Annotated in this window: 7 protein-coding genes; 4 read left to right on the plus strand and 3 right to left on the minus strand. The window is 35.3% G+C overall.

Annotation, left to right across the window (positions count from 1 at the left end; all coding sequences use genetic code 11):
* Positions 1–675: 675 nt before the first annotated feature.
* Positions 676–3,408 (minus strand): autotransporter family protein, encoded by a 2,733-nt coding sequence (locus tag LNM86_RS07815; protein ID WP_241437225.1) that lies wholly within the window; start codon positions 3,406–3,408, stop codon positions 676–678.
* Positions 3,409–4,473: 1,065 nt separating this feature from the next.
* Positions 4,474–4,884 (minus strand): hypothetical protein, encoded by a 411-nt coding sequence (locus LNM86_RS07820; protein ID WP_241437226.1) that lies wholly within the window; start codon positions 4,882–4,884, stop codon positions 4,474–4,476.
* 981 nt (positions 4,885–5,865) lie between these two features.
* On the opposite strand from LNM86_RS07820, the gene LNM86_RS07825 reads away from it, so the two are divergent.
* Complete coding sequence (locus LNM86_RS07825; RefSeq protein ID WP_241437227.1) at positions 5,866–6,063, plus strand: hypothetical protein; 198 nt, start codon at positions 5,866–5,868, stop codon at positions 6,061–6,063.
* Here LNM86_RS07825 and LNM86_RS07830 read toward each other — a convergent pair.
* Positions 6,042–6,206, minus strand: a complete 165-nt coding sequence (locus tag LNM86_RS07830) for a hypothetical protein (RefSeq protein WP_241437228.1) — start codon at positions 6,204–6,206, stop codon at positions 6,042–6,044. The genes LNM86_RS07825 and LNM86_RS07830 overlap by 22 nt on opposite strands.
* A 287-nt stretch (positions 6,207–6,493) precedes the next feature.
* Between LNM86_RS07830 and LNM86_RS07835 the strand changes: the two genes are divergently transcribed.
* The 3 genes from LNM86_RS07835 to LNM86_RS07845 all read left to right on the plus strand — a co-directional run bounded on the left by LNM86_RS07835 (position 6,494) and on the right by LNM86_RS07845 (position 12,724).
* Complete coding sequence (locus tag LNM86_RS07835; protein ID WP_241437229.1) at positions 6,494–7,858, plus strand: MFS transporter; 1,365 nt, start codon at positions 6,494–6,496, stop codon at positions 7,856–7,858.
* 1,674 nt (positions 7,859–9,532) lie between these two features.
* The gene (locus LNM86_RS07840) at positions 9,533–10,516 is read left to right on the plus strand and encodes an MFS transporter (protein WP_241437230.1); all 984 of its coding nucleotides are present in this window, start codon (positions 9,533–9,535) and stop codon (positions 10,514–10,516) included.
* A gap of 1,401 nt (positions 10,517–11,917) precedes the next feature.
* On the plus strand, positions 11,918–12,724 hold the full coding sequence (locus LNM86_RS07845; RefSeq protein WP_241437231.1) for an abortive infection family protein: 807 nt from the start codon (positions 11,918–11,920) through the stop codon (positions 12,722–12,724).
* Positions 12,725–13,596: the final 872 nt, after the last annotated feature.

Genomic DNA, 13,596 nt, shown 5'->3' on the forward strand with positions numbered 1-13,596 from the left:
GCGCTGTTATGGCACACAGAAAATCCCTCTATGATCGGTTGGTTGCGATGATTACTACATGTTGTTTCGTACAATTCTTTTAGCTCTCTGTCCGCTCCTTTAGGAACTTATTTAACCAACCAACTTACACTAAAAATCTGAGCGTTGCATTTACAATCATGTTTTCAAGCCCCCTTTGTTTGGTAACCATTTTGTATATTAGCAGTTTGTTGATGTTTAAGTAAAACATTAACACTAATCGTCACTTTTCTGTTCTTATTTATACATGAAAAGCTTTATAAAAACTGAAAAATTAAAGCAGACATTAAAGAATAGCAAAAAATAAAAATATATAACATATTGATTATGTTTATTTTTCTAAATTCTTTCTATAGAAACCTACTCTACAAGTTGATGTAACGGCAAAAACTCTCAAAAACAACCAATCTAAAAAAATTTCAGAGTGACATTCACTCTTATCTCTTTGATTTTTCCTTCACGTACAACGTTTCTTAAATTCACTTAAAGAATACAAAACACTTTAAAGACAAAACAAAAACATTATAGAATAACATTTCCAAATTTCTCATGAACGCGATACATCTTATATTTTCTATTTATATTGTACGCTTCTATCTTAAAATTACAAAGACACAAAAACTCTCATTGTCATCAACAATTTTTCAAGAGATTAGATTAAAAACTATAACGCAACCCACCAGAAAAACGAATTCCAGAAAAACCACCTTTAGTAAGTTTATGCTGGTAGATTAAATCGCCGTGAAGTGCAATCTTTGAAGACATTTTTGCATGAATACCAAATCCCGTTTCTAAAGAAGAACCAAAAGAACCTACCGGAAAAGCATCTTTAAAACGCACAAATTGTTTTCTTGCAAAACTATGCGTCAAATGAAGTTTTCCATAAAAAGAGGTAAGGCGATCTTCTTGAGAAGCGGCAAGGGTTTTGGTTAAATGCCCACCAACGCGCATCACCCATTGATCAGATTTTCCTATTTCAATATCAAAGTGATCAATATCACGAGCGTTATCAAACTGGAGATGTTGATAAATAACTTGTGCCTGCGGATCAAAAACAAGCCCCCTGTTCCCTATCATAAATGCTTTACCAGCAGACAAAGAAACATTTAGAGGTGTTCCTTTTAATGACGCCGTCTTACCTCTTGCAGCAGTAAAGACATCACCTTTAAACAGACCATAGGATAAAAGTCCATTCGCAGAAAAACCCGTATCATGTTCTATACGACAATATGCTGTCATTGACCATTTATGAAATACACTTTTTTGACTTTGCTCAACATCTTGAGGGCGCAAAGAAAGCTTTCCATAAGTCCCCATAATCCCTAAAGACATTTTACTATATGCGTTTTCAGTCGTCTTCAATGAAATGCCTGCCTCTATAGCATTATAATCAAGATTGCCTCCATAACCATATTCAAGTGCGGAAAGATCTGAAACATAACGGTAACTTCCACCATAACCTTGAACAAATAAAGCAAAATCTTTATTCGTTTCTAAGAATTCATCAGAAACAGATTGCATAATCTCCAGCCGCTTATTTTGGTTACTGATATCTATCAGCCCAGCATGAAACAAAGCATTCTGCAAGAGAAGATAAGTTGGAATTTGTGGAACAACCTCTCTTATTCTTGGTTCAACAGGCTGCTCTGGAACAGGTTGGATATATTTACTTTCGAGACGAAAATCCCAAAAATTGTCATGACCTTCTACTAATCTTTGATCAGTACGTGCATTCCCAAGTGAAGAATTTGGACCATAGGCATGAAGATAGTATTGATAAGGCAAACCTCCCCATGTGATATAAGGGCTATTCAGCTGGAAAGAATCTTCTGCTGCTTTTCCAGAAACTTGAATGAGCGAAATACTGTGTGTATTTCCGTTGCCTGCCTCACTCTCTTTATTTTCTGCGATAAATTGCACATGAATTGTTGTCTTTCCAGAAATATCACCATCAATCAAAAGCCGATCAGTCTTTTGATCATTGAGTGAACCATCGCCATTGAGATATGTATTAAGATAAAGATGCGCATCCCCCTGCGCACTGTAAACTTCCTTTCCCCCATTGCCAATACGAAGCGTCTGATACTCTTGAGATGTTGGAGTTTCGAAAGTAATAACACTATCAGCAAGTTTTACAAACGAAATCGATGAAGTTATACGTTCTGAATCTTGCAAATTTACTGCTTTCCTTTTTGTGAGAATCCATTTTGAATTTCCTGTCAAATAAAGTTCAGCAAATGAATCATCAGCAACGCGTGTCCCCCCTATAAGAGAAGAAGAATCAACTAACACTGCCAGAGAAGCTTTCTTTTCAGCCGTTAACAACAAATCCCCAGAGATTTTTGTCCCTGCCGATACACCAATATAACCACTACTCTTACGACTATGAATAGCCGTACCATCTGGAACCTCAAAACTTGCCTTTTTCAACAAAACAATTCCTTGTTCGTGATCATTATTTTCTTGTTCCATATCAAAGTGTATACCAGTCTCGTTACCTATCAGCGTGATCTTTGAATCTTCAATATTAACCTGTGAAATTAAAATATTCCCTTCCTGTTCTCTCTTTAATTGCGCATTCGCATCCAATCCGATCCACAAACCGCTAACATCGGTAGCAACAACATTGCTATTCTTTAAAGAGAGAGAACCGTTTTGGTTTACATTTAAAACTGCATGAACAATAGCATCTTCTTTATTCGTTTTTTTACCTTTTGAAGTAATGGTCACACCCTCTAAAGCTGCTTTCCCGTTTGTTCCTACATAAAGTGCTGCTGCATCCTGCACATCAATTGAACCACCCGTCATTTTAATATTTGCATCAACACCACTGAAAAGAGCTGTCCTCTGATCGATATCTTGACCTTCTACTTTAATTTTTGCATCCTTTAAAACAACAGATGCCCCTTGCTTCTCTGCATAAACACCTACCCGAGTAACTTCAATTGCTCCACGCTCTCCCTCTATCACCCCACCCTCAGCTTTAAGACCTGTTGCAACGCCCTTAAAAATTGAATCGCTTAAAATAACTTTTCCCCCTTGCTCGGCAATGACACCATAAGTATCTTCCCTATTATCAGTCTCTTCAACTTTCACACGCATTGCTTGGACAATTGTATTTGGCTTTTGTGCTCCTATAGCAGCAGACGACATAAAAGAATGATCATCTCCGTTCTTTTCTTCAGAGGATATACGAAACTGGTACGTTAGATCACTGATCGTATGTTTCATACCATCACCACATCTATAAGGTAATTTGCCTTCATGACACGAAAGTGACACGGACGAACGAGAACGCGCCTCAACACCCTTTACATTTGACAAAAAAGAAAAAACAATCCCAATAAAAACACACGAATATAAGTGATTTTTGGATATTTTAATTATCATTTTTTTACTTTCTTTTTTCTCAACAAAAACAAAAATCTAGGCAAAAAAGGGTGTTTGCAGCTTACCTGATTGCACGTATACATATAAGCATTATACATTTTGTATTTTATGTAAGGCTGTAATAAAAAAGTCAATGTTTCTTATTCTTTTTAGAAAATTTATTTCAAATACCAACTAAAAACTGTAATAAAAATTATCCAAAAATCATCTTTAATAATCTTATACTGATCAAGAAAAACGCTATAAAGCAGCTTCTAGAAAAAATAAAATCAGCGGAAAATGGAAAAATATGCATCTCTTCAATAGCAAATGAACATCTGAAAATTTCTTACATATCAAGGTCAATATTCAATTTACGTATCAAGTTTTAACACCTAAATAAACCACCAATCAACATAAGAGCAAAATGTTTTTATTTTGCTCATGACCTGATTGGTATTTTACTTCATCTATTTATTTTTGAACATAATAAGATAATATGATAAAGTTGTTAAAAGGATTTTTTATTTATTAATTTTTCTATTATTCTTAATAATTTCTTATCAACTCACAGGCGTTTTTTCTCGCATTGATTACACAAAATGTATCTATATTTTCCATAAACTACTGACATTTTGCTATTATAAATTTTTCTAGAAACTCTTCACTGCGTAGAGGTAATGAACAGGAAAGCTTCTTTGAATCTTATAATTTGTATCGAAATCCTACATTACTTATACACTGATAAATCGAAACAAATTTGCGTACACATTCATCTCTTCAGAAAGAAAGCTAAATCATATCCCATCACATTGTAAGAATACTTCAATTGTAACCCTATCAAAATCCAAAGCCTTTCTATAGTGCTATAGTTTATGGAGAAAGTTGTTCACATCTCCAATAACACTTAATAATCCATACCCAATAACTTCAAGATTTTCCCTCCTCTTCCCCCTTTGAGTTTGTTTACGATAAGAAGACTCATAAACTTGTCAACATTTTCACATTGGTATAGAACACAAAAAATAATGCCGCTGCATACATACGAAAGCAAGGATGTGAAGATTAGATCAACAGCCGCAAAACTTAAGGCTGACATTCTGGTTGGTCTTTATTCTCTTGACAATAAGGACTATTCAAACGCTTCATAACACTTCGCTGAGGAATAACAGCATCCGGTTGACAAATGGGAAGATTATCAGCTTTATACTTCTCACACCAATTCATCGCTCCTAATTTATGATGAAAACCTGCTTGTATCATGCATGCATCACCGGACGCCTCATTATTGATTCTTTCATGAAGGCTCAAGCCGCTTTCCCAAGAAAGATCAGAAAAGCTCTGCATTCCACATTCTAACAATGCTTTTTTTACTTCCAACTTATCAGTACCAGGTTTTTCCCATACATCTACAGCTGTCTGAGAAGGCTCTTCTAAGTAACAGCCAGATAGAATGATCAAGGCTATTACGCTCAACAATTTCAATATTCGCTTCATTTTATTCTCTATGAATAAATTCTCACACTTTAATAAGAAAATCCCTCTACTTTTGACATTCTCGTTTTTCACTTAAAAAAGAGGAATCTTGTGAATGTTCTTTATATATGACATTGATTGTCTTTTTTCATTGTCTATCACTCAACAAAGACTTGCAAAAAACACCACTAATTCAATTTTCATAACACCTTCTTTCTGGCTTTTTTATGTTTTTCTGAACTGATATGAATTCATTTATCGCCTCGCTGTTTCTCTAACTTATTGACCATCACTTGCCCCTCAAAAGTCGACACAAAAATGACTCTTTATTTTGCTGCTATACTCTATACACTACGCTTTTCTTAAATACTGCAATCCACTGTCACTGCTACATTTCCACGGTTGTAGACATCAAATGCATCCCATCATTGCACAGCTATATATCAGCTTCTATAATTACTTTAGCAAATGACTCAGTCCTCAAGAATTAACTTCCAAAAACTTTTTATAAACTGCGACCATCAACACCAATATTGCCGAATTAGCTTGTGGGAAAATTATAAAAATAAGAGGACTCATTCTTATTATCAGCTCACTAAACAGCATTATATGCTGCATCATTCCGTGTATTTCAAATACCATAGAAAAACATATGGGCATTGTCATCAAAGCATTTTTGCAAAGACTGTTCTTCTTCAACCATAAGATTAAGAGTTTTTGGTTTACAACTCTCTTCCATAGGCTCTCCATTTTTTATTTTCTAAAGAGCTAAGGATATATTACTATAGACAAGAGGGAATGTTTTTTGTCACCAGCCTACAGCAATCAGAAGAGGTAAAAGAATTCAGTTTATGGTGCAGCAAAGAGATAATTTCTTATCTAACGCTCCTTATAGAAAAATGGGACCCAAACGCATTAGAAAATTTAATATCTCTCTTATATCAAAAAAACAAATGATGATAACAGTATAGCAACTCTGCAAAAATTGCGCTCGTCTTTAACATGTTATTGGCTGCCATAGAGCCTGCTGATAAGGCATTAGCTTATCTTTTTTACCATTTACGCACAAACCCGAAAGAATTGGAAAAAATCCAAAAAGAGTGGACACTTCTTGGCGATGCAATCGCAGAAACATTGCGCCTGACTTCTCCAGTTCAGCTTATACCGCGCCAGATCAATCAAGCGATGGAATTCGCATGAGCTTCGTTACCGGCTAATTCACTGGTTTTTTGCATGATAGGAGCTGCTAACCGTGATACTGATGTTTTTATAGCCCCCAATAATTTTATACCAGAATGCAAACAGGCTTGTAAAACAGGACCGGATTTTATAAGGATCACCAACCATTTAGCCTTTGGAGAAAGCATGTTCTCGTGTAGGTTATGCTTTTGCTCTCATCAGAGTGAATTGACAGCAAATAGACTCCTTGACAAATTAATTGAGATCAGCTTGGGTGATAAATTCGTTTTAGAGAAGGAGGGGTTATAGTAAAGAGGGCCATCAGCACTTCCAATCACATTCGTCCCAACATGAGAGACGAGACCATCACCAACATGTCTTCATTCTTAAGGCTTGGTGATTCATGAAGCGGGACGGATATTTTAAATAATATCTTGAAGGGAGTATAGTCATGCTAAAGGGAGATTCCTATACTGAATCAGAATGGTATGTGATATATACCGTCATTATTTCCAGCATACTTCCCTTGCTAGACGGAAGCATTGTCAATGTCATCCTTCCTGATCTTGCGCATTATTTTTCGGTAGAGGAAAATAATATACAGTGGATTGTAACATCCTATTTTCTAGCCACCGTGCCAGGACTGTTGATAGCAGCTTTTGTGCAAGCAAGAATAGGTATCAAAAAAACTTGGTTCCTTGCAAACTTCATTTTTATGCTTGGCTCATTAGGGGTAGGATTAAGCTATAATTTTCCAACCATTCTCTCTGCCCGTATCCTTCAAGGTTTTGGAACAGGCCTTTTGCTGCCCCTTAGCCAAACCATCATTGCCCTACAATTTGGGCAAGAACGGGTGCGCCAAGCCATGGGCACCATAGCCGTACCAACGGTTTTTGCTCCTGCTTTTGATCCACTGGTAGGCGCTTCAATTGCTCAGTATGTATCTTGGCGTTTGTTGTTTTTTATAAATATTCCGCTTATTTTATTGGCACTCACCCTTGGAGCAAAACATTTAAAGAGCAACGAAACAACAAAAACAAAATTTAACTTATTTGCATTTTTAGCGTTTTCCATATCTCTCATTTCGTTTTTTTACCTCACAGAAGCCAGAAATATAAACAACAACCACTCCTTCTCTATCATAGCCCTTATAGCGGTACTCTCTCTGCTATTATTCATTGTTTCTAATCAGAAAGCAAAAAACAAACTCATCGTCTTTAGTGGATTTCAAAATGCGCGCTACACATTACTCATGATAATGGGGCTTATCGCTTCCTTTCTTTTTTATAGCTTCCTTGTTTATTTCCCAATAGCCATTGTTATAGAAGGAAGTCACGACAATAGCCTCCTTATCATTGGTGCAGTTCTTGCTTTGCAAGGAGTGGGAGCATGGATTGGCAGAAAATTTATTTATCAAAAATGGAAAGAAAAATCTTCCTTTTTCATGATCGGAATTGGTTTAGTGATATCAAGCTTTGGATTACTATGCTTTGGCTATAACATAAATATGGATGGGTTAGGCTTCTTGCTAAGAGGCATCGGACTTGGTATCGTCACCATTGTATGCTTGTCCGCTCCTATCCAATATGTCAATAGCTTATACGTCAAAGATACAGCAGTTATCACACGCATATTACAGCAAATAGGTGGAGCCTTGGGAGGTATATTCGCTGGCTTTTTAATCCATCTTCTAACAGAAGAAGACCTTTCCCTAAGTCAAACATATATTATATTCTTCATATTCTCTATTTCTACATTTTTACTGTTTTGCCTAGCACTCTTCCTATCGCGCAAAGAAAACAGCTCCGATTTATAATCTTATAAGCGATTTTTTTGCAAGTCTGATCAAGAATATTTGCAATAGCAATAGACAATAAAATATTTGCCACTGTAGAAGCATACCAATATACTGGAATCTCCATCATTTTTATGAAAGAATGCTGTATCAACAAGCGCCTTAAGCTCTAAAATTGAATACCTCCAGTAACGTGCGTAATTTGTTATTTTATGATTTTTTTGTGCCATTAACCCCCTCTAAAAATCTATTAAAGTATGGAATTTTCTAATGCTGTCTTTAGAAATATCCATAGGGATAAGCACGCTTTTCAATGCGGGTTAGATCCATTAAACACAATAACAAAGCTCCTACGGTCCCAGCTACAGATATGATCTCCTAAAATCCTCAATACTGACTATCTCTGCATTGCTACGTAGAAAATTGTACCTCATTTTCACACCAATAGCCTCACAAACGCCCTCGGTATTCCGCCTTTTGTCTGATCATCAGACAAACAGAGCAACATATTGATTTATGATAATAATTAATCTTTTTTTCATGTTGAATAAGAATCTGAATATTGCAAGATTTTCTCCTTTTAAATCTGTTTACGTTGAAGCACTCAAACCTACCCTTTGGCACATAATAAATGGGATCTGTGTATATAAAACACTTGAAGGAAGAAATAAAATGCCTCCAATGAAAGTTTCCAAATGCAAGAGCTGTTGCACCATCGAGAACGCACAAAGAATATAACACTACGCAACTTGCAAACATCATCTCACGTGACAGAAGAGCTATGGGGTGATGCAAAAAGAAATAATTGCATTTTTACGTAGAAAACCGCCTACCATAAAGCTATCCTCACCATAACTCTACACTTCTCTTTATCAGGAAAAGCTTTGATTAAAGAAAATTTTTACAATGGTATACAAACAAATATCAGTTGATATACTGATCTTATGAAAGCAGTCAGAGTTTATTTTTATTGAGAGATGATTTTCAGAGAAAGAATATTCTTTATGTAGATTTACGTACTACCATACATTCAGCAAAATCTTCATCCTCCACTAAGGATAAGATTGCCAGCTGCTCCTCTCTTCATGCGTTGGTATTTACCTAGAGTGATCACACGGTCTCATCACTTATATACCCATAGCCTTTTTGATGATTTTATGGCCTCATTGCTCTTTCTATTTTTTACCAAAGAATATGCGAGCTTTTTGTATAAGAGGTGCGTAGATTTTTTTATTTTAAGCAGTTTTTTAGGCTTGAAATGGAATGTTATTTTAAAAACACAGCTTTGATAGAGGAGACGTTTTCTTATCCGTATTTTGGGGAATCGACGCGCAATCTTTGATATCGAATTTTTTTACACATGTTATAAAGACGATTGGAATAAGTTTGGAATTCGAAGGACTTCCTCTTGTGGTCTTATCTTAATTTTTTTACCCTATTTTGTACTGGATCATTCTTTGACCCTACAATCTTTGTTGCGGTTTTTGCAACCACAATTTTCATTTTATACCTCAGTTTGCAAAAAATGATAATCAACGAGACCGTATTAATCGTCTTGTTCAAACAGCTTTGTAATATTGGTTATATTGGTATAACACTTTTAAGAGGCATATTATATTGTATAGTTTATAAATGCACAAACGGCTCTGTTTAAGTTAAATGCATTCTCTAAAGAAAATGCGGGGGAAAACGAACATGTTACGTACACTCTTCCATTTCAAAGCAAGCACACAACTCATCCTCATAACATCTTTATTCAGTAGTATTGGAATATTTATGGTGGTCCCTTTTCTTGCAATTTACTTGAATAAACTGAACTCTCTTACAACAACAGAAGTTGGAATCATCATCGACATAGCTTTTTGGTGCAAAAAGGCAGGTTCTCTTTTAGGTGGCATACTCTCTGATTATGTCCATGTAAAAAAAACAATGCTTTCAGGTCTAGCAATACGAATACCAGGCTATCTTATCATTGGCTTTACGGATAATTTTTATATCCTGCTCTTCTCTTGCATTTTAATTGGCCTAGGAAGCAGTATATACGTTCCTGCTGCGAAATCTTTTTTAGTGAGAAACGTCTCGATAGCGCAAAAAGTAGAAGCTTTAGCAACAAGATCCATCTTTAATAATATAGGGGTCTCGATTGGCCCTGTGATTGGAATGTTGATTTTCAAAATGGTTCCTTCTCTTTTATTTAGTTTTGTTGGATTGATCTTTTTTTTATTATTTCTTCTGAACTGTGCCTTAAAAGAAAGCTTTGATAGCAAAACATTGGACAAAATAAATTTTTCTGATTTTAGAAAATTACTCACCAACAAAACCATGCTCAGTGTTGCATTTTTTATGTTTATGTTTACCTTTTTTTACATCCAACTTGAAAGCATCATACCTCTGTTTAGTGATCAAGTTTTTGGAGGAAATGCTGCTCCTTTTATTTTTATCTTAAATGCTCTCATCGTAATTTTTTTCCAACTCCCTCTCTCAAAATGGGCCTGTAAAGAAAGCTCCAAAAAACCTTTCATATTATCCTTTGTTTTTTTGGACTCTCATTTATCTTGCTCCACGCTCTTGATCATTCTTATTTCTACCTCTTCTTATCAATCATCCTGTTTTCCTTTGCTGAAATTGTTATCTATATACGCCTTGATTATGACACCACAAATATCGATAAACGCTTAATTGCTAGTACATTTGGCATCATGAGCCTCTCGAGTGCTTTTGGAGGCATATTGGGAAGTTACTTTGGCACTCTCTTATATAACCAAAACATTTTTGGACTTTCTGCGTGGCAAATTTTAGCTATTGCATCGCTCAGTACCGCCTTACTTTCCCTAACCCCTCTTGCAAATGCAGCAAAAAAGTAAGCTTGAAAGGATGACCTCTTCATTTTTCATCATTCTATATTTTATGCGTTATCACGCATTATTCGAAAGCATCATTTCCCTCACTATTATAACAGTGAAAGAAGCAAGAATTTAAAAGAACAATATAGTCTTTATCTTTTAAAAAACCTTTACAGACTGCAAGATTTTTAAACGACCTTCTAAGAAGGACAACGTGATAAAATACAATTATCATCCTCTCTTCTCTTTCTTTCCACTACAACATCTCTAGCAACATCCATACGCAATAAACAGCCCCCTTAAGTAGAATTTAGCAAGAAGAGGTTTCACCATATAATGACCCCATCATAAAAATCCGTGATTAACCCCTATTATAAATGCAACACACGCAATTATTTAATTTCTGCGAGTACTTTAATCACTCTTACGCTCTGTTGACGCTGTTATTACATTTTCTGTTTATACAGAAATTATATTTGGTGTTAAAAATCTTTCTGATATCCTCAAACATGTCATTTCAAATACCAAAACCTTTCACAAATCCATTAACACCTTTTGGAACTTGGTCTTATTTAGAAAAAAAAGAGGGATTAAAGTGGTAGATACATTATGGCAAACGCTAGAAGATAAAAACGTAAGCAACTGCTCTTTAGAAACAGAAGATCTTCTTACAAAGTTAATAAAGCTTTTCAAATGAAGAAAACCTATATAGCAAAACCAACCTCTCAAAGAGAAGAAGCCTCTTTACTATAGATTTTGTAAGATCAAAACACACCTTTGTTGAAGGAGGATTTTTAAACGATAGGTGAGAAAAGATCAACGTGTGCATTAAAAGGAAGATCTAATAACACTTCCAAAGCTATGCTTTAGAAAGTTTTTCATAGAGCTTTTTCTTGATATAAAATAAACTCACTTCATTTCCAGCAATTTTCAACATGCATGATATGCTTTTTTTGTTTCAGATAGAAGATGTGGATATAAGAACTAACACTATATTCCTGAGCCGTTTTATAAAATAAAATGTGTGATGTTTAAAAAAATATTATGGAACTCTCCATAGTACAATATAATAAGTCTTTTACTCAAAGAATAATGTTATAAGTTTTATATTGTCATAAAAATAAAATATGTAATTACCCTTTCTGAAAAGTCTCTCTCATGAAATCACAAATTCCTCTTGCAATCATTGGACTTCTTGGCCAAATATTACCAAATCATTATAGGCGTTATGACTTAGATGAATTGTTTTCTTAGATTATCTGCTTCCTCTAAGATTCTAGACGCATCAAAAGAAAAGAAAATTACATCATGGTTCCATACAATCAATAAAGAATGCAATAAGCCACTTGAGGTCCTTGGTAAACTGCTTGAGGATTTTTTTGAAAAAGAATACTATAATTCAGATCCAATTGAATTGCATCCATCAGTGTATGCTGAAATGCTAAAGTTACAAAGAGATAAAGATGCCGTTTTAGAAAAATTAAAGGAATATGATTTTGAATATCAACGTGATGGATATATCACTAAATTAGGCCTCCTCTCCATAGAAGAACTCCAAAAGCGTATTGCAGAGAAAGGGCTTTCAGCAGTAGAAATCGAAGCAAAAAGGGCATTGGAAAAAATAGAACAGGATCCAGGGAGTGCGGTTCTATTTGCAACAAATCTATTGGAAGCATCCTGTAAAGCTTATCTTGACCATTACGCTATCTCCTATAAAGATACAGCCTATACGCTACGCGCTTTATGGAAGGCAGTCGTTACTAACGCTGAAATCCACCCTAGCGATATGAAACAAGAAAAACTAAAAAATCAAGATCTGGATGTAAGGGACTTAAAAATGATAGTATCCGGTCTCTACAAAATTGTGGAAGGGACTATGAATTTAAGAAACAAAAAAGGGGCAGCGCACGGCCACTCAGAAGAAAATTTCAAAAAGATCAATCTCAAACCTCGCCATGCGCGCCTGACTTTTAATGCCGCACATGCCCTTTCAGTTTACATCTTAGAACTCATGGTTCAACCAATGGTGAGTAAAACGCCCTGATAACAAATTTTATTCATGACCGTTATTGAGAAAGAAGCGCACAATAATTGAATTCCAACCTCTGTTTTTCTACGAACATCTGTATGGGTTGGTTTTATGGGAGCATTTTTTGTTCGTGTATATAATACCCCAAACATTTTCTCATAAGAATAATTCTTTTTGCAACCGGCATGAGCAACATAGCAAGCGGCAAGTTGTATTTTCAAAGCTTGTTGACAACACTTTTTAATTTTTCATTATCGTATCTTTTTCTGCGCTATCACGCATTATCACCCTCATTCTCTGCTGCGTTCTTAATATCTTGTTTATTGTTGCTCTCCGCACTGATCTGAAGTTAAGTTGTTAAAACATATGTCATAATCACACGTATGGCAAAACATCGACTTTCTCGTTTGTCCACTTTTTGGAAGCATAATCCTCGTAGAGCTCCTATAAGCTTAGTCATTTGTTCACTTTTTTCTCTTGTTCGGCATCATCTTAATTTGTTTTTTGCACAAAGATATGAGCGTTGTATAAGAGGAATGAACTGTCAAGAGATAGCCCCCATATTGCGAATAAATTTGGCAATTCTCACGACCATAGATTTTATCACATATTCAAGATTACGAGTGGTGCTTATGTTTGTTTTATAGACTATACAGGCAATATTTCTTTGAGTTGCTATGTCGCTCTATTGTTTGCCCCTGACCGCGTAGTATTTTCTTTGCCTTCAACTCTCATTTTGGCTTCTCTAGAACATTTCTGACTGTACAAATGATTGTCTTTTTCTGTTTTTCTTGAATGGATGTAGTGTAATTTATAAGAAACTATCTTCATCCCCTTCTTCTTATGATACCCGCAATGACAGCAAAACTGCTAAGATTTAAAAACAG

The sequence above is a fragment of the Bartonella machadoae genome, assembly GCF_022559585.1.
In the GTDB taxonomy this organism is placed as follows: domain Bacteria; phylum Pseudomonadota; class Alphaproteobacteria; order Rhizobiales; family Rhizobiaceae; genus Bartonella; species Bartonella machadoae.